The organism is Pseudomonas sp. OV226 (genome assembly GCF_003148705.1).
GTDB lineage: Bacteria > Pseudomonadota > Gammaproteobacteria > Pseudomonadales > Pseudomonadaceae > Aquipseudomonas.
In genome coordinates this window covers 1-16350 of sequence record NZ_QGGS01000030.1, presented here as the reverse complement: position 1 = coordinate 16350, position 16350 = coordinate 1, and the positions used below count along the sequence as shown (strand labels likewise).

The window sequence follows — 16350 nt, the reverse complement described above, 5'->3', positions numbered from 1 at the left end:
GAGGCTGATGCCATGTTGCTCAACCTGTTCAATGAAATGCGTGCCGCCAAAGTGCCGGTTTCGGTGCGCGAGCTGCTGGACCTGATCAACGCGCTTAAACAGCGCGTGACCTTCGCCGACATGGACGAGTTCTATTACTTGTCCCGGGCGATTCTGGTGAAGGACGAAAAGCATTTCGACAAGTTCGACCGGGCGTTCGGGGCTTACTTCAATGGCCTGGAAAAACTCGACGATCACCTTCAGGCACTGATTCCCGAAGACTGGTTGCGCAAGGAATTCGAACGTTCTCTGACCGACGAAGAGCGGGCGGCGATCCAGTCCCTCGGCGGCCTGGACAAACTGATCGAAGAGTTCAAGAAGCGCCTCGAAGAGCAGAAAGAACGCCATGCCGGTGGCAACAAGTGGATCGGCACCGGGGGCACCAGCCCGTTCGGCTCCGGTGGCTTCAACCCGGAAGGCATTCGGGTCGGCGATGCCGGCAAACGCCAGGGCAAGGCGGTCAAGGTCTGGGATCAGCGCGAGTACAAGAACCTCGACGATTCTGTCGAGCTGGGCACGCGCAACATCAAGGTTGCCCTGCGCCGCTTGCGCAAATTTGCGCGTCAGGGTGCAGCAGAAGAACTCGATATCGACGGCACCATCGACCACACCGCCAAGGATGCAGGGCTGCTGAATATCCAGATGCGACCGGAACGGCGCAACACCGTCAAGTTGTTACTGCTGTTCGACATCGGCGGCTCGATGGACGCCCACGTAAAGATCTGCGAGGAGCTGTTTTCGGCCTGCAAGACCGAGTTCAAGCACCTGGAGTACTTCTACTTCCACAACTTCATTTATGAATCAGTGTGGAAGAACAATATGCGTCGCACCTCCGAACGCACATCGACCCAGGACTTGCTGCACAAGTACGGCCCCGACTACAAAGTGATCTTCATCGGTGACGCCGCCATGGCGCCTTATGAAATCACCCAGGCCGGCGGCAGCGTCGAGCACTGGAACGAAGAAGCCGGTTATGTGTGGATGCAGCGGTTCAAGGAGAAGTACAAGAAACTCATCTGGATCAACCCGTATCCGAAAGATACGTGGGGCTATACGTCGTCGACCAACATTGTTCGGGACTTGATTGACGACCAGATGTATCCGCTGACCCTTCGTGGGTTGGAAGAAGGGATGCGGTTTCTTTCCAAATAATCTTCGCTGTCCGTTCGGGCCTCATCGCTGGCAAGCCCGGCTCCTACAGGGATTTAGGTGGTTCACATGTTTTGTGAGCGACCTCAATCCCTGTAGGAACCTGGCTTGCCAGCGATGCTTTTAGCGTTTTGAAAACCGCCGCAAATACTCGACCTGCTCCCGATGCGCCACATCCTGCACCACCGGCCGCAGTCGCACCTTCGCTCCCGGCAGGCACTGCGCCAATCGTGCCAGCGCCAACGGCGTCAACGCGCCCAATCGTGGATACCCGCCAATGGTCTGCCGATCATTGAGCAACACAATCGGCTGCCCATCCGGTGGCACCTGCACCGCGCCGAGCGGGATGCCCTCGGAGATCATTGGTTTGCCCTGGTACTGCAACGCCATACCCAACAGGCGAATGCCCATCCGGTCGGCGCGGCTGTCGAGGGTCCAGGCGTTGTTGAACGCGTCGAACAGACTCTGCCCGCTGAACTCGCCGATCTGTGCGCCCAGCACCAGATCCAGCGGCGAATCGTTGGTGAGGTCCGGTCGATGCTCCTCCGGCAATTCTCGCAGCAGTAGCAATGCACTCCCGGAGTAACTCAATTGCGAACCTTTGGCCAACGCCCGACCCATTCCATCCAGGCCGCCAAGTTCCTCACGGACCACCGTCGAACGGCTGCCCAGTACGTTTGGCGCATCAAACCCACCGGGTGCCGCAAGATAAGCCCGAGCCCCGAGCAGCGGCTGGGTGAAGTGCAATCGCTGGCCCTTTTGCAGCCTGAAACTGCGCCACGGCGCCAGTGCCTCGCCCTGCACCTGTGCCCCCAGATCCGCCCCGACCAGTGCCAGCACGCAATCCTCTTCGGCCACCACCGTGAATCCGCCGAGGGTGATTTCGATCACCGGCGCGTTCAGGTCATTGCCCAGCAGCCAGTTGGCCCAGGACATCGATCGCCAATCCAGCCCGCCCCCCTGGGTCACGCCCAAGTGCCGCACGCCAAAACGACCGGCGTCCTGCAACAGGCACAGCGGCGTACTCGCTTCAATGGATAAGCGGCTCATGCCTGCGCCTCCAATGGCGTATCGTCACCGCCCAGATTGATGAATTCGGCATGGTCGACCGCTTCGAAGCGCACGGTGTCTCCCGGTTGCATCAGGCTGTAGCCGTCGCGCTCACGGTCGAACAGTTTGGCCGGGGTGCGACCGATCAGGTTCCAGCCTCCAGGCGAAACCACCGGATAAGCCGCCGTTTGCCGCTCGGCAATCCCGACACTGCCCGCCGCCACCTTCTTGCGGGGCGTATTCAGACGTGGAGCCGCCAGCACTTCTTCTACCAGCCCCATGAATGCGAAACCTGGCGCAAAGCCTAGCGCGAACACCTGATATTCACGCTCGCTGTGGCGGCGGATGACGTCGTCCACCGCCAGCCCACTGCGCCTGGACAACAGGCTCAGTTCCGGGCCGACGCTCAGGTCGTACCAGACCGGCAACACATGGCATTTGCCACGGCTACGGGCGTTGGGCGACAAATCGATCAAGGCTTCGGCAATCAGTTCCCGAGCCTGAGCCGGGGTTAATGCCAGCAGATCGTAATGCACCATCAGCGTCGTATAAGACGGCACCAGGTCAATCAGTTGCTTGCCAAAGGCTTCGCGCAAGCGCTCGCTGGCGGCGAGCATCCACGGCATGTTGGCCTCGTTGATCTCGTCGAACAGACGCAGCATCAGGCAATCCAGCGCCACCACTTCCACGCGCGGTTTCATGGTGCGCTCTGCTCATCGAGGGCTTGGCGAATCCGGCGCACGGCAGCCACGGAACTGGCGTTGTCGCCGTGCACACAGAGGGTGTTGGCCTGCAAGTGCAAGGCACTGCCGTCGCTGGCGACAAGGTGATCGCCACGGGCAATGGTCAGCGCCTGCTCAATGATTTTTTCCGGGTCGTGATGCACCGCCCCCGGCAGTTGTCGAGAGACCAGCATCCCAGCGCTGTCGTAGGCACGGTCGGCAAAGGCTTCGAACCACAAGGTCACGCCATATTCATCGCCCAGTTGTTGCGCGGCGCTGTTGTCTCGGGTGGCCATCAACATCAGCGGCAATGTCCGGTCGTAAGACGCCACGGCCTGAAGCACCGCGCGCAATTGTGCCGGGTTGGCCATCATGTCGTTGTACATCGCGCCGTGAGGTTTGACGTAGCTGACACGTGCGCCCTGAGCCCGGCAGATGCCGTCGAGAGCGCCGATCTGGTAGTGCAGAATGTCTTGCAGTTCCTGGGGGGTGTAGGCCATGGAGCGACGGCCGAAACCGACCAGGTCCTGATAGGCCGGGTGTGCGCCAATCTGTACGCCATTGCCCAGGGCCAGGCTGACGGTCTTGCGCATGATGCTCGGGTCGCCGGCGTGGAAACCGCAGGCGATATTGGCGCAATCAATGAAGGGCATGACCTCGGCGTCCAGACCCATGGTCCAGTTGCCGAAACTCTCGCCGATGTCGCAGTTCAATAGCAGGCGGCTCACGGTGAACACTCCTGTAGGCATTGTTCTTTTCAGATGCAGGCAGATTACTGCGCATCCAGTTGTTTGCCACGGGTTTCCGGCAGGCTCAGCGCTGCAAGGATCACCACCCCATAGGACACTGCCGCAAAAGCCCCGATGCCCACGCTCAGCGGCACACGCTGGCTAAGCAAACCAATCAGCAGCGGGAACAATGCCGCCAATGCGCGGCCAATGTTGTAGCAAAAACCCTGGCCCGAACCGCGAATCCGCGTCGGAAACAACTCGGTCAAAAACGCGCCCATGCCGCTGAAAATCCCCGAAGCGAAGAAGCCCAGCGGGAAGCCCAGCCAGAGCATCACAGCGTTGCTGACCGGCAGTTGGGTGTAGAGCAAAACGATGGTGAACGAGCCGACCGCGAACAGGATGAAGTTCTTCTTGCGCCCCAGGAGGTCAGTCAAATACGCGCTGATAACGTAACCGACGTAGGAACCGACAATCACCATCGCCAGATAACCGCCTGTGCCGAGTACGCTCAAGCCCCGCTCGTTCTTCAGAAACGTCGGCAACCATGAGGTGATCGAGTAGTAACCGCCCAGTGCGCCCGTGGTCAGCACCGAAGCACGAATCGTGGTGAACAGAATGCCGGGGGCAAAAATCTCGTAGAACTTCGCCGGGTTGCTCGGTTCCTGTCTGGCTTTGGCTTCACGATAGATTTCCGGGTCTTTGACCAGACGACGAACGAAGATCACGAAAATCGCCGGCACAATGCCCAGAATAAACAGGGCGCGCCAGGCGTCTTCCGGCGGCAACACTGAGAACAGCAGCGCATAGAGAATCGCCGTCAACCCCCACCCCAACGCCCAACCCGATTGCACCATGCCCACGGCTTTGCCACGGTCCTTGGCGCGAATCACTTCGCCCATCAGTACGGCGCCGGCGGTCCATTCACCCCCAAAACCGAATCCCATCAGGGTGCGACTGATCAACAGTTGTTCATAGTTTTGCGCGAAGCCACAGAGGAAGGTGAAGAAGGCGAACCACAGCACCGTCAGTTGCAAGGTGCGCACACGACCGATGCGGTCAGAGAGAATCCCCGCCACCCAACCGCCGATGGCCGAGGCGATCAGGGTGCTGGTGTGAATCAGCCCGGCCTCGCCGGTGGTAATGCCCCACATCGCAATCAGGGTCGGCACCACGAAGCTGAGCATCTGGGTGTCCATGCCGTCCAGGCCATAACCGATCTTGCAACTCCAGAAGGTGCGACGCTCCTGCTGATTGATGTTGCGGTACCAGTCGAAAGGTCCCGGGCGGGCCTTGGCATTGGCATTGGCATTGGGGATGTCGAGCGTGTCGGGCGCACTCATGGCAACTCTCCGTGCAAATTTTATTGGTATTGTTCTAAGCCCCGACGACGCCTATCGTGGGAACCGGATGCGTCGATTTTTGGGTCCGTGGCCCTGCTGCGTCCAACTAATAAAAACCCGCTCCAGACATAAGAAAACTTTATCCCCACGAGCTGACCCCATGAATTTGAAGTTTCTTGAAACCTTTGTCTGGGTCGCTCGACTCAAAAGTTTTCGTCTGACCGCCGACAAGCTTTTCACCACCCAGGCCTCGATTTCCAGCCGAATTGCGGTGCTTGAAGGTGAACTGGGGGTGAAGCTGTTTTTGCGCGATTCCCGCGGCGTCAGCCTGACGCCTGAAGGCTTGAAAGTGCTCGACTATGCCGAGCAGATGATGGACACCATGCAGGCACTCAAACAATCGATCGAGACCCGATCGAGCAAGGTCGGACGGGTGCGGATCGGCGTCATGGACACGGTAATCCACACATGGCTGAGCCCTCTGGTGGCGCAGATGACGGATCTCTATCCGTTGGTGGAAATCGAACTGGTGGCCGATACCTCGCTCAACCTCTGCGATCAGCTGCAAAAAGGCTTTCTCGATCTGATCCTGCAAACCGACCTGATGCGTCAGGAAAGCGTGCGCAGCCTGGAGCTGGCCAGCCATCCCATGGGTTGGATCGCGGCGAGTAATTCGCTCTACAACCGCGAATATTCGGGCATCGCCGATCTGGCGCGCGAGCGGATCATTACCTACTCGAAAAACTCCCATCCACACCAGGAAGTGCTGGCCCTGATGCAGGCCAATGGCGTAATGGCCCCGCGCCTCAACTGCGTGAATTCGGTGTCGGCGATAACCCGCTTGTTGCGTGATGGTTTTGGCATTGGCGCGCTGCCGCCGGTGCTGGTAGCCGAGGAATTGGCGCGCGGGGAATTGACGCTGTTGGCCATTGATCAACGACCGCCGGATTTACAGGTGGTGGTGTCGTGGCGCACGGGCGTTGAGTGGGTCGAGGAGATTGTGGCGTTGTGTCAGCAGGTGCTGAAACGGTATGCGCAGGAGATGGGCGAGGATTACATCGTTCTGGCGCGCCAACCTATGTAGCAGCTGGCGTAGCCTGCGTCCGGCTGCGCAGCAGTCGTAAAATCAGCCTCCGTGGTGTTTCAGGTAAATCCCGGCGCTGGTTTGACGACTGCTGCGCAGCCGGACGCAGGCTGCGCCAGCTGCTACAGGGGGCCGATTCGGCCTAGAGGCCGCGCACATCGCGGTCTTCAATCGGCCGGCTCTGGCGCAGGCGTTTGCCGCCCAGCACCACCCAGTCGATCAAGCGGAACAGGCATTCAATCCCGAACGACAGCAACAACGCGCCGCTCATCCCCCAGATCATCGCTTCGGGCGTCAGCAGGATCTGATAGCTGTAGCCGTTCCAGGTTTCCTTGCGAATCTCCGGGTCAGCCGCCAGTACCACCTGCAGGAAGCGGATGTACCACGGGCCTTGCATGGCCTGGAATTGTTTGTCCAACGCCAGCTGACGGGTCAGCAGGTTGCTCAGGCTGTCGGCATCGCTGCGAAAGATCGGGTCTTCGCTGGCGCGGTAATGAGCGACCAGTGCCTGCATATCCCCCTTGAAGAACTGATTGGCGGTGCCCTGAAAACCGCTCAAGCCTGTTTGCGCCTCTATCAGATGCGCCTCGACCCGCTTGGCGTAATCATTGATAAACCCCGGCACCTGAACACCGACCAACAGACCCGCCGCAAACAACACCAGGCGTAGATAACTGAGCAACATCAGGGAGATCCTTATTCGGTCTTGCCCTGGCTGACGCATTCGCCGCGTCGCCAAAGGCTCCATTGGCCCGGTTCGTAGCGGGTCCAGGTTTCGTTTTCGGTCAGGGGTTCGGTGGCAATCACCGTGACCACGTCGTTGGGCGTGGTTTCGGCCTGGAAGTCGACAATCACATCGACATCCTTCAAGCGCGCAGGGCCGAAAGGTGCCCGACGAGTGATCTGGGCCAATTTGGTCGAGCAATAGCAGAACAGCCAGTCGCCGTCGCTGAGCAGGCAGTTGAACACGCCTTTGCTGCGGTATTCGGCGCAGGCCGCCACCAGGTCGGGTAGTAATTCTTCAACCTCGACCGGTTCCGGGAAGGCTGCGCGCACACGGTTGAGCAAATCGCAGAATGCCGCTTCGCTGTCGGTGTCGCCGACGGGGCGGTAGAAACTGGCGGTCGGTTGAAAGTCAGCGAGTTGGCCGTTGTGCGCGAAACACCAATTACGCCCCCACAGTTCGCGCACGAACGGGTGGGTATTGGACAGGCAGACCTTGCCGACATTGGCCTGGCGGATATGCCCGATCACCACTTCACTTTTGATCGGATAGCGCTGCACCAGGTTCGCCACCTCAGACTCGCAGCTGGCAGCCGGGTCCTGAAACAGGCGCAGGCCGCGCCCCTCATAGAACGCGATCCCCCAGCCATCGCGGTGCGGCCCGGTACGGCCGCCGCGCTGCATCAGCCCGGTGAAGCTGAACACGATATCGGTCGGCACATTGGCGCTCATGCCCAATAACTCACACATGCTCGGGTTCTCGATGAAAAGGCAGGGGCAAGGTTACAAACGTGGCTCGACCCGCAATCGCTGAGGATTGCTCGGGACCGGCGGTCGGCCGTAACGATCATCGCCGGCACCGCCGAAGGGATGATCATCGTCAGGGTCTTCTGCCTTGGCAGCAGCCTTGGCGGCGGCCGCCTGTTCCTTGCGAGCGTTGGAAGCGCGCTCGATCGGGAAGCGGATCGCCACCATCACCAGGTACAGTCCGAAGGCGATCATGCCGTACATAAAAAGATCGGAAATTGCCCGCCAGGCGTTGTTGCCGACCTTGAATAGCAGGTCGAGCGCCGTGATCGCGATGGCCGGTGCGACTTTGTCCTTCACCGGGTCGATGATCGTCGGGCTAAACAGCAACACCGCCACCAGCAGCCGCAACGGCTCGCGCAGCCAACGCCACATCCAGCGGGTCAATCGCATCCACACCAACAGGCAGCCCAAAGCGGCGAAGGCGTAGAGGCCCCAAGCGATCAGATAGTCGTTCTCGGTCATGGTGTCCATGGCAAGGCAGGCAAAGAGGCGCTTATAGTAACGACTTTTCGCACATCAGGCTTGCCCGCTGTCTGCGACCCGCCAATTTCGTACAACGTTCGAGAGTCTTTCATGCCCCTATCCGCCAACGTTTCCGACGCGCCCATTGCCCACAAGGCGGAAGGCGATGACCCGTATGCCTGGCTACAGGAGCGCGACACCAACGCGGTGCTCGACTACCTCAAGGCTGAAAATAGCTATCAAGAGGCACAAACCGCCGATCAGGCCGGCCTGCGCGAGACCCTGTTCGAAGAGATCAAGGGGCGGATTCTCGAAACCGATTTGTCGCTGCCCTCCCCTTGGGGGCCGTACCTGTATTACACGCGCACCACGGCCGGTGACGAATATGCCCGGCACTACCGCTGCCCGCGCCCGGCCGATGACAGCCTGCAACTCGACGAAAGCCAGGAACAGCTGCTACTGGACCCGAACGAATTGGCCAACGGTGGCTTCTTTTCCCTGGGGGCGTTCAGCATCAGCCCGGACCACCAGCGCCTGGCCTACAGCATCGACTCCACGGGTGATGAGATTTACACCCTGTTCGTGAAGGAATTGTCGGACGGTCGCGTCAGTGAACTGGAGTTCCAGGACTGCGACGGCAGCATGACGTGGGCCAACGACAGCCTGACGCTGTTTTTTGGCGAGCTGGACGACACCCATCGCCCGCACAAACTGTTCCGTTATCGGCTGGACGGCACGGCGGCCGAAGAAGTGTTCCACGAGCCGGACGGCCGATTCTTCATGCATTGCTACCGTTCAAGCTCCGAGCTGCAACTGCTGCTGTCCCTGGGCAGCAAGACCACCAGTGAAGTCTGGGCGCTGGACGCCTCCCTGCCGCATCAGGCCTTCACCTGTCTGGCGCCACGGGTTGAGGACCATGAGTACGACGTCGACCACGGCGCCCTCGATGGCCAATGGGCCTGGTTCATTCGTACCAACCGCGACGGCATCAACTTCGCGTTGTACAGCACCGTCGATACCGGGGTGGCGCCCACCGAGGCCGAATGGCAAAACCTGATCCCCCACAGCGACACGGTGATGATCGACGGCATGAGCCTGAACACTGGCGCCATGACCCTGAGCCTGCGCGAAGGTGGCTTGCCGATCATCGAAGTCCACCCACAAGGCCAGTCGCCTTATCGCGTGCAATTGCCGGACGCGGCCTACAGCCTGCACGTACAGAACAGCCTGGAGTTCGCCAGCGACAGGATCCGCCTGCGCTACGAGGCATTGAACCGTCCGGCGCAAATCCGTCAGCTCGTACTGGCGAGCGGCGAGCAAAAAGTCCTCAAGGAAACGCCGGTACTCGGCCCGTTCGACGCCGATGCCTACGTCAGTCAGCGCCTGTGGGCAACGGCACCGGACGGTACGCAGGTGCCTATCAGCCTGGTGGTCAAGCGCGAGCACCTCGGCAAACCGGTGCCGCTGTATCTGTATGGCTACGGCGCTTATGGCGAAAGCCTCGACCCGTGGTTCTCCCACGCTCGCCTGAGCCTGCTGGATCGCGGCATGGCCTTCGCCATCGCGCACGTGCGTGGCGGTGGCGAATTGGGTGAGGCCTGGTATCGGGCCGGTAAACAGGAACACAAGCACAACACGTTCAGCGACTTCATTGCCTGTGCAGAGCATTTGATTGCCAACGGTTTCACCAGCGCAAAACAATTGGCGATCAGCGGCGGCAGCGCCGGTGGCTTGCTGATTGGCGCCGTGCTCAATCAACGGCCGCAATTGTTCGGCGCGGCGATTGCCGAAGTGCCGTTCGTCGACGTGCTCAACACCATGCTCGACCCCGACCTGCCATTGACCGTCACGGAATACGACGAGTGGGGCAATCCTGAAGAGCCGGACGTTTATGATCGGATCAAGGCCTACGCCCCGTACGAAAACGTCACCGCACAAGCCTACCCGGCAACGCTGGTGATTGCCGGCTACAACGACAGCCGCGTGCAGTACTGGGAAGCGGCCAAGTGGGTGGCTAAATTGCGTGCGACCAAAACCGACGCGAACCCTCTGCTGCTCAAGACCGAATTGGGCGCCGGACATGGCGGAATGAGCGGTCGTTACCAGGGATTGCGTGACGTAGCGCTCGAATATGCATTTTTGTTCAAGGTATTGGGTATTGCCTGAGGAACTTGGCCCGGTGTGTCGGTCTTAAGACCAGACACTTGGCCCCAAGGCACACACATCCCCTCCTACAAGGGGTTGGGGATCTCCCGAAAACCGGAATCAGACACAAGAAAAAAGACCGTGACGACATGTCAGAACTAACCTTACTGAACAACGAAATTCGCGACTGGCTGATGGATTGCGGCCTGTTCGATCAATTGCTGCCCGCAGACTTCGCGGCCGCCTCGGGCTATTTCAGCATCAGCACCGTGACGCAAGGTGAGGAAATCTTCCACGAGGGCGATGCCGGCAGCTTCATGTGCATCATTCACACCGGCCAGGTGGCGGTGCAAAAAACCAATGGTGACGGGCAACTGGTGACCATGGCTACATTGCGCAGCGGCCGCTCGTTCGGCGAGATGGCGGTGCTGGACGGTGAACGACGCTCCGCCAGTTGCGTGGCCGCCAGTCACTGCCAACTGCTGAACCTGGGCAAGGACTCGCTGGAAAAGATGATCAACGACGCACCGAAAATCGCCGCCAAGATCATCCGCGCCCTCGCCGTCTCCCTCTCCAAACGCCTGCGCATGGCGGATGGACAACTGCTTTCGCAACAGGTTTAGCCGCCCGGCGATTTGGCTTTCGTCGGGGTCGGCTCGATCCCCGGCACAGGCTGGTCCTTGGTCGGCGGGCTCGGCATTTCAATCGGCACCAATGGCGGACCACTGCTGCCCGGCCCCGTTTTTGGCAAGGAAGGCGCGGTGATTTGCGGGTACGGCGTCGGCGTCGCGGTGCCGGGCGAACCGGGCATGGTTGGGGGGCTGACGGGGATGGATTGCAACTGTTGCGCCTGCACTGCAGTAATCGAGAGCGCGGCCAGAGCAATGGCCGTTAGAATGGTGCGCTTCATCAATGGCTCCGTTGGCGATTTCGTCACATTCAGGCTACTCCCAACTGCGCCCGTTTGCCCTCCCAGTTTATGCAAGACTTTCTCAAGAGAGCCCCATGAAACGTTTCGTCCTGCTCGACACCACGCCCATTCCTGAAAACGGCGGTGCCCTGTGCCTGTTCGAATACGGTGAGGACTTCGTCATCAAGATCCAGGGTGGCGACGGCGGGCAGTTGATGAACACGCGCATGCACGGCTCCGAGGATGCACTGGCCGAGATCCCCTGCCGCAAAGTGGCCGGCCGGCCGAATTCGCGCGTGCTGATCGGCGGCCTGGGCATGGGCTTCACCCTCGCCTCGGCGCTCAAGCATTTGGGCAAAAGCGCGCAAGTGGTGGTCGCCGAGCTGGTGCCGGGCGTCGTGGAGTGGAACCGTGGGCCGCTGGGCGAAAAAGCCGGCAACCCGTTGCTCGACCCGCGTACCGTCATCCGCATGGAAGATGTCGCCCACGTCCTGCAAGCCGAACCACAAGGGTTCGACGCGATCATGCTCGATGTCGACAACGGCCCCGAAGGCCTGACCCAGAAGGCCAACAGCTGGCTCTACTCCGCCGGCGGCCTCAGCGCTTGCGCCAAGGCCCTGCGGCCCAAGGGCGTATTGGCGGTGTGGTCGGCGAGTGCCGACCGACAGTTTTCCGACAAATTGAAAAAGGCCGGTTTCAAGGCCGAGGAAGTCCAGGTCTTCGCCCACGGCAACAAGGGCACACGCCACACCATCTGGATTGCCGAGAAGCTCAAGGGCTGAGCTAAACTCTGAACATAACCGTCATTAGTCTTTTACAAAGGTGAACCCATGAGTTCGTCCACCCCGACCAACACTTCGAAGCTGGATCGCATCCTCGCCGACAACCAACGCGACAAGGAAATGGGCTACCGCGACAAAGCCCTGAAGATGTACCCGCACGTGTGCGGCCGCTGCGCCCGTGAGTTTTCCGGCAAGCGCCTGAGCGAACTGACCGTGCACCATCGCGATCACAACCACGACAACAACCCGCAGGACGGCTCGAACTGGGAATTGTTGTGCCTGTACTGCCACGACAATGAACACTCGCGCTATACCGACCAGCAGTATTTTGGCGAAGGCTCGCTGAGCACGCCGAAGATCGCCAAGGCGACACACAACCCGTTTGCGGCGTTGGCGGGGTTGATGAAGAAGGAAGACTGAAGGTCTTCGGCGCCCTTACTGGCCTCATCGCGAGCAAGCTCGCTCCCACAGTTATTGTGTACACCACGAATCCTGTGGGAGCGGGCTTGCCCGCGATAGCAATTGTCCAGACACCACCAATCTCAAACCAAACACCCCTCCCCCAATCCCCGTATAATCGCCGTTTTTTCCCCGAAGGCACCCCGCTCGTGGCAGACAAACGGTACAGCTGCATTGGTTTGTATAACCCCAAATCACCCGAAAACGTCGGTTCGGTCATGCGCGCCGCCGGCTGCTATGGCGTGGCGTCCGTGTTCTACACCGGCAAGCGCTATGAACGCGCTGCCGACTTCGTCACCGACACCAAGCGCGTGCACTACGACATCCCGCTGATCGGCATCGACGACCTGAAAAAAATCCTGCCTCTGGGCTGCGTGCCGGTTGCCGTGGAACTGGTCGATGGCGCCCGTTCCCTGCCGGAATACACCCACCCGGACCGCGCCCTCTACATCTTCGGCCCGGAAGACGGCTCGCTGGATAAAGACATTCGCGACTGGTGCGAAGACGTGGTCTACATCCCGACCACCGGTTGCATGAACCTGGCGGCCACCGTCAATGTCGTGCTCTACGACCGCATGTCCAAAGGGCTCAACACCCGTTCCGGTGCGAAATTTCGCTGAATCAATGCACATCCAATGGAACAAGCCGCCGGCCTCGGCAGTCAGCTTAACTATCCACGACTGAATCAGTGATTTCTGCCAGGAGAAAGATCATGAGCGAACTCAAACGTGTAGAGCGCATCGAATCCACCCCGTTCCAGACCCCTTCCGAGCAGAACGTTCACGGCTGGGAACGCGCCGGCTCCGTGGCCGGTGGCGTGTTGATGATGGGCAAGGGCCTGCGTCGCGGCGGTATTTTCGGCTTGATTCAGGTGGCGATCGGCGGCGTGGCACTGGCTCGAGGGATTACCGGGCACAGTTCGCTCAAAAGCATGATCGAGAAAAGCCGCCAGGACATGGACATCGTGCGGGCGAAGATCGAGCGGGCCGGGGAAGAGTTGAGCAAGCTGAAGGCGAATGCCGAGGCAGCGACCAAAACCGCTACGGTGACGGGTAATGATTCGTTGAAGTCGCCGAAAGCCGGGGTTTGATCCTCAAGATGTACTGAAGCTGAGGGCCTCATCGCGGGCAAGCCCGCTCCCACCTTGGAATGCGTTTCCCTGTGGGAGCGGGCTTGCCCGCGATGGCGGTGTTACTGAAGCAACGCGGTATCAAGGACCTTGGACGATTCGCCAATGACGCTCTCGGCCAACTGAACGAACGCCTTGGTATCCACACTTCCCAGATGCATCGCCTCGCGCAGTACATCATCCAGCGAACGCTTGTTGCGGGTTTTCAAGCGTATCTCGCGATCCAGTTCCTGTAACAGCACCACGGCTTTCGACACTTGCGCCGAATTGATCTGTTCGCCGCGCAGGGTCGTGACTTTCTGGCTGTCCTTGATCAGCTTGCCGTGCAAGCTTTCATACCGCTCATCGCTCATGCCGCCGGCGCGGCGCATCAGCTCAATGGCGTAATACTCGGCAAAACCTTCGCTGATCCAGTCGCTGCGCTGCGTATCGTTGAGCCGTGCGAACACCTGCACCAATTCACGCACCAGCGCACTGCTGCCGCTTTCGCTGACCAGCGGCAGACGCGTATTGAGGTAGATCGATTCATGCGCCGCGAGGCTACCGCGCCACATCGGGTCGTTGGCACCGACAATCAGCAATTTGCCTGGATGGCTCGGGAACACGGCTTGAACTTGCGGCCAGACAAAGGTCAGCAGCGTCAGTACGTCCATGCGATGCATGCCCTGGCCCTGAGGCGAAGCGACGGTGACTTCGGTTTCCCCCAACCGCGTGCGGCGGCTGCCGAGGTGGCCGGCGAGCATCCACCCAGTCGGCCGGTCGAACAGCCGGGACACGTTGTCGATGCGGAATTTGTTTTTGCCGATCCGCGGCCAGGCGGTTTCGACGCTTTTCCAACCGGTGGGCAACTCGAACTCAAGGCGTGATACCAGCTCGACGCCGTCCTGCTGATCGAGCTTGGCGGCCGGCACCAGATCGTCACCGCGCATCAGCGCCCAGGTCGGCGTCATGCGCGTGTCGAAACTGCCGCTTTTGCGCCCATGGCTGATGCGCACGCGGTAGGTCAGGCTGGCCTTGTCGGCGGCGGGATGCCAGACACCCCGCGCCACCTTGCCCGGCGTGAGCTGCCACTGGCCATCGGCCTTGAAGTCGCTGTAGCGGCTGCCATCGCCCAGGTCAAAATCCAGGCTGCGCACCGACGAACCCTGCGTCAGCGTCAGGCGCACCTCAGCCTGATCACTTTGCGGCAACAGGCGCACGTGATAATCCAGATCGACTTTCATCGCCGCCCACACGGACGAATTCAGGGCCAGCAGCCCAACGACCAACGCCAGCCGCAATCCCACAGCCATACACACTCCTTCGTGAAACGTTAAAACCCTGGTGCGATCAGCCCGCCCGGAAAATCAGGTGATCTTCCCAATCATCTTCAGGCACGCTGCCTTCGGCAAGCATGCGTCCGGATTGTGAAATACGTTCGTGGTGCACCGCATCGCGGTCGCCGCACACCAGATGGTGCCAGAGCGGCAGGTCCTTGCCTTCACTGACCAAGCGATAGCCGCAGGTCGGTGGCAGCCATTTGAATTCGTCCGCCTTGCCCGGCGTGAGCTGGATGCAGTCCGGAACGAAGTCACGCCGGTTCGGATAATCGGTGCACTGGCAGGTTTTCAGGTCGAGCAATTTGCAGGCGATACGCGTGTAGTAGACGCTGTTGTCGTCTTCATCTTCGAGTTTTTGCAAGCAGCAAAGGCCACAACCGTCGCACAGCGACTCCCATTCCTCTTGATCCAGTTGATCGAGGGTTTTGCGTATCCAGAACGGTTCGACTTTGGCGGCCATGGCTCAAGCATCAACATCAGGTGGTGAAAAGGCCGCCAGTCTAGTGCCAAGGCCCCTGTGGGCCAAGCATTGGCGACTGCCGGTAGAAACGGGCTTGTCAGTTTTTGCGCCGGCCAGTAGGGTTTCGCCTCGCCCCCTCACTTTCAAACGTAGCAAGGAATCTCTTGATGAGTGCTAATCCACGCGTTGCCGACTATGCCATCCACCCTCAGTTCACTGATCGCTGGTCGCCCCGCGCCTTCACCGGTGAAGCGATTCCAGAAGAGACACTGCTGAGCTTCTTCGAAGCAGCACGTTGGGCGCCGTCGGCCTACAACTCGCAGCCTTGGCGCTTTCTTTACGCGCGTCGCGATACGCCAAACTGGCAGCGTTACCTGGGGCTGCTGAACGAATTCAACCGCAGCTGGGCCCAACATGCCTCGGCTCTGGTGATCGTGATCTCGAAAACCACCTTCGCCGTGCCGGGCGCCACCGAAGAAACCCCGGCCCTGTGGCACACCTTCGACACCGGTTCAGCTTGGGGCCATCTGGCGCTGCAAGCGAGCATCAGCGGCTGGCACACCCACGGCATGGCCGGTTTCGATCAGGAATTGACCCGCAAGGAGCTGAATATTCCTGAAGGTTATGCACTGCATGCGGCGGTCGCCGTCGGCAAGCTGGGCGACAAGGCATCGCTGGCCGATTACCTGCAAGCGCGTGAAGAGCCGAGCCCGCGCCGCCCGTTGAACGAACTGGCGGCTGAGGGCGACTTCACCCTCTAAGCCCCACTGAAGATCTACTAATGAAATGGCTACCCCCGCTGCCCCCTGTGATCCCCCACTAAGCTTTCACAGGGGGCTCATCGGAGATCGTTGCCATGAACAAAGTAGCTATTGCCGCCATCGACTTGGGAAAACACTCCTTTCATCTGCATGCTCAAGATGATCATGGTCATGAGCTTTACCGCAAAAAGTTTACGCGGGCAGCGCTCACCCAATATCTGGCGAAACTGGAACCCTGCACCGTCGTGATGGAAGCCTGTGGCGGCGCCCATTTC

General features: G+C 60.1%; 19 protein-coding genes and 1 pseudogene. 10 read left to right on the top strand and 10 right to left on the bottom strand.

Features of this window, described 5'->3' with window-relative positions; translation table 11 throughout:
- The first annotated feature begins 12 nt into the window (after positions 1-12).
- The gene (locus tag C7534_RS29550; protein WP_109787952.1) at positions 13-1191 is read left to right on the top strand and encodes a vWA domain-containing protein; all 1179 of its coding nucleotides are present in this window, start codon (positions 13-15) and stop codon (positions 1189-1191) included.
- 120 nt (positions 1192-1311) lie between these two features.
- On the opposite strand, the gene C7534_RS29545 is transcribed toward C7534_RS29550, so the two are convergent.
- From C7534_RS29545 to C7534_RS29530, 4 genes are read right to left on the bottom strand one after another with little or no spacing between them, the layout of a single operon-like run.
- The gene (locus tag C7534_RS29545) at positions 1312-2238 is read right to left on the bottom strand and encodes a biotin-dependent carboxyltransferase family protein (RefSeq protein WP_046033306.1); all 927 of its coding nucleotides are present in this window, start codon (positions 2236-2238) and stop codon (positions 1312-1314) included.
- On the bottom strand, positions 2235-2939 hold the full coding sequence (gene pxpB, locus C7534_RS29540) for a 5-oxoprolinase subunit PxpB (RefSeq protein ID WP_109787951.1): 705 nt from the start codon (positions 2937-2939) through the stop codon (positions 2235-2237). Before pxpB ends, C7534_RS29545 begins: the two co-directional genes overlap by 4 nt.
- Positions 2936-3688, bottom strand: coding sequence for a 5-oxoprolinase subunit PxpA (locus C7534_RS29535; RefSeq protein WP_046033304.1), 753 nt, complete (start codon positions 3686-3688; stop codon positions 2936-2938). The genes pxpB and C7534_RS29535 overlap by 4 nt, the downstream gene beginning before the upstream one ends.
- Before the next feature lie 44 nt (positions 3689-3732).
- Positions 3733-5031: an MFS transporter gene (locus C7534_RS29530; RefSeq protein WP_109787950.1), complete on the bottom strand. Its 1299-nt coding sequence runs from the start codon at positions 5029-5031 to the stop codon at positions 3733-3735.
- Positions 5032-5191: 160 nt separating this feature from the next.
- Here C7534_RS29530 and C7534_RS29525 point away from each other — a divergent pair, with 160 nt between their 5' ends.
- The gene (locus C7534_RS29525; RefSeq protein WP_046033302.1) at positions 5192-6115 is read left to right on the top strand and encodes a LysR family transcriptional regulator; all 924 of its coding nucleotides are present in this window, start codon (positions 5192-5194) and stop codon (positions 6113-6115) included.
- 142 nt (positions 6116-6257) lie between these two features.
- Here the strand turns inward: C7534_RS29525 and C7534_RS29520 are convergent, their stop codons facing one another.
- The 3 genes from C7534_RS29520 to C7534_RS29510 are packed head-to-tail and all read right to left on the bottom strand — an operon-like array spanning position 6258 to position 8119.
- Positions 6258-6800 carry a DUF2937 family protein gene (locus C7534_RS29520; RefSeq protein ID WP_109787949.1) on the bottom strand — a complete coding sequence of 181 codons (543 nt, stop codon included), beginning with the start codon at positions 6798-6800 and terminating at the stop codon, positions 6258-6260.
- 11 nt (positions 6801-6811) lie between these two features.
- Positions 6812-7588: a class II glutamine amidotransferase gene (locus C7534_RS29515; protein WP_034150022.1), complete on the bottom strand. Its 777-nt coding sequence runs from the start codon at positions 7586-7588 to the stop codon at positions 6812-6814.
- A 33-nt stretch (positions 7589-7621) separates the two neighbouring features.
- Entirely contained in the window at positions 7622-8119 is a 498-nt protein-coding gene (locus C7534_RS29510; RefSeq protein WP_046033300.1) for a hypothetical protein, read from the bottom strand.
- Positions 8120-8221: 102 nt separating this feature from the next.
- Here C7534_RS29510 and C7534_RS29505 point away from each other — a divergent pair, with 102 nt between their 5' ends.
- On the top strand, positions 8222-10276 hold the full coding sequence (locus C7534_RS29505; RefSeq protein WP_046033299.1) for a S9 family peptidase: 2055 nt from the start codon (positions 8222-8224) through the stop codon (positions 10274-10276).
- A 128-nt stretch (positions 10277-10404) separates the two neighbouring features.
- On the top strand, positions 10405-10878 hold the full coding sequence (locus C7534_RS29500) for a cyclic nucleotide-binding domain-containing protein (protein WP_109787948.1): 474 nt from the start codon (positions 10405-10407) through the stop codon (positions 10876-10878).
- Here C7534_RS29500 and C7534_RS29495 read toward each other — a convergent pair.
- Positions 10875-11165, bottom strand: a complete 291-nt coding sequence (locus tag C7534_RS29495; RefSeq protein WP_046033297.1) for a hypothetical protein — start codon at positions 11163-11165, stop codon at positions 10875-10877. The genes C7534_RS29500 and C7534_RS29495 overlap by 4 nt on opposite strands.
- Before the next feature lie 95 nt (positions 11166-11260).
- Here C7534_RS29495 and C7534_RS29490 point away from each other — a divergent pair, with 95 nt between their 5' ends.
- The 4 genes from C7534_RS29490 (at position 11261) to C7534_RS29475 (ending at position 13496) form a co-directional block, all read left to right on the top strand.
- Positions 11261-11947 carry a spermidine synthase gene (locus C7534_RS29490; protein WP_046033296.1) on the top strand — a complete coding sequence of 229 codons (687 nt, stop codon included), beginning with the start codon at positions 11261-11263 and terminating at the stop codon, positions 11945-11947.
- 48 nt (positions 11948-11995) lie between these two features.
- Positions 11996-12367, top strand: a complete 372-nt coding sequence (locus C7534_RS29485) for a YajD family HNH nuclease (protein WP_007944009.1) — start codon at positions 11996-11998, stop codon at positions 12365-12367.
- A gap of 188 nt (positions 12368-12555) precedes the next feature.
- On the top strand, positions 12556-13026 hold the full coding sequence (locus C7534_RS29480; protein ID WP_046033295.1) for an RNA methyltransferase: 471 nt from the start codon (positions 12556-12558) through the stop codon (positions 13024-13026).
- Positions 13027-13118: 92 nt separating this feature from the next.
- Positions 13119-13496: a YgaP family membrane protein gene (locus tag C7534_RS29475; protein ID WP_109787947.1), complete on the top strand. Its 378-nt coding sequence runs from the start codon at positions 13119-13121 to the stop codon at positions 13494-13496.
- Between the two features lie 101 nt (positions 13497-13597).
- On the opposite strand, the gene C7534_RS29470 is transcribed toward C7534_RS29475, so the two are convergent.
- On the bottom strand, positions 13598-14827 hold the full coding sequence (locus C7534_RS29470) for a hypothetical protein (RefSeq protein WP_109787946.1): 1230 nt from the start codon (positions 14825-14827) through the stop codon (positions 13598-13600).
- Between the two features lie 37 nt (positions 14828-14864).
- Entirely contained in the window at positions 14865-15314 is a 450-nt protein-coding gene (locus C7534_RS29465; protein WP_007944020.1) for a YcgN family cysteine cluster protein, read from the bottom strand.
- 167 nt (positions 15315-15481) lie between these two features.
- On the opposite strand from C7534_RS29465, the gene C7534_RS29460 reads away from it, so the two are divergent.
- The gene (locus tag C7534_RS29460) at positions 15482-16075 is read left to right on the top strand and encodes a nitroreductase family protein (protein ID WP_046033292.1); all 594 of its coding nucleotides are present in this window, start codon (positions 15482-15484) and stop codon (positions 16073-16075) included.
- 95 nt (positions 16076-16170) lie between these two features.
- Positions 16171-16350, top strand: a pseudogene (locus tag C7534_RS29455) (IS110 family transposase); the annotation flags it as partial.

Coding starts and splice junctions, on each gene's coding strand:
- C7534_RS29550 (WP_109787952.1), top strand. CDS start 13: ATGTTGCTCAACCTGTTCAATGAAATGCGTGCCGCCAAAGTGCCGGTT.
- C7534_RS29545 (WP_046033306.1), bottom strand. CDS start 2,238: ATGAGCCGCTTATCCATTGAAGCGAGTACGCCGCTGTGCCTGTTGCAG.
- pxpB (WP_109787951.1), bottom strand. CDS start 2,939: ATGAAACCGCGCGTGGAAGTGGTGGCGCTGGATTGCCTGATGCTGCGT.
- C7534_RS29530 (WP_109787950.1), bottom strand. CDS start 5,031: ATGAGTGCGCCCGACACGCTCGACATCCCCAATGCCAATGCCAATGCC.
- C7534_RS29525 (WP_046033302.1), top strand. CDS start 5,192: ATGAATTTGAAGTTTCTTGAAACCTTTGTCTGGGTCGCTCGACTCAAA.
- C7534_RS29520 (WP_109787949.1), bottom strand. CDS start 6,800: ATGTTGCTCAGTTATCTACGCCTGGTGTTGTTTGCGGCGGGTCTGTTG.
- C7534_RS29515 (WP_034150022.1), bottom strand. CDS start 7,588: ATGTGTGAGTTATTGGGCATGAGCGCCAATGTGCCGACCGATATCGTG.
- C7534_RS29510 (WP_046033300.1), bottom strand. CDS start 8,119: ATGGACACCATGACCGAGAACGACTATCTGATCGCTTGGGGCCTCTAC.
- C7534_RS29505 (WP_046033299.1), top strand. CDS start 8,222: ATGCCCCTATCCGCCAACGTTTCCGACGCGCCCATTGCCCACAAGGCG.
- C7534_RS29500 (WP_109787948.1), top strand. CDS start 10,405: ATGTCAGAACTAACCTTACTGAACAACGAAATTCGCGACTGGCTGATG.
- C7534_RS29495 (WP_046033297.1), bottom strand. CDS start 11,165: ATGAAGCGCACCATTCTAACGGCCATTGCTCTGGCCGCGCTCTCGATT.
- C7534_RS29490 (WP_046033296.1), top strand. CDS start 11,261: ATGAAACGTTTCGTCCTGCTCGACACCACGCCCATTCCTGAAAACGGC.
- C7534_RS29485 (WP_007944009.1), top strand. CDS start 11,996: ATGAGTTCGTCCACCCCGACCAACACTTCGAAGCTGGATCGCATCCTC.
- C7534_RS29475 (WP_109787947.1), top strand. CDS start 13,119: ATGAGCGAACTCAAACGTGTAGAGCGCATCGAATCCACCCCGTTCCAG.
- C7534_RS29470 (WP_109787946.1), bottom strand. CDS start 14,827: ATGGCTGTGGGATTGCGGCTGGCGTTGGTCGTTGGGCTGCTGGCCCTG.
- C7534_RS29465 (WP_007944020.1), bottom strand. CDS start 15,314: ATGGCCGCCAAAGTCGAACCGTTCTGGATACGCAAAACCCTCGATCAA.
- C7534_RS29460 (WP_046033292.1), top strand. CDS start 15,482: ATGAGTGCTAATCCACGCGTTGCCGACTATGCCATCCACCCTCAGTTC.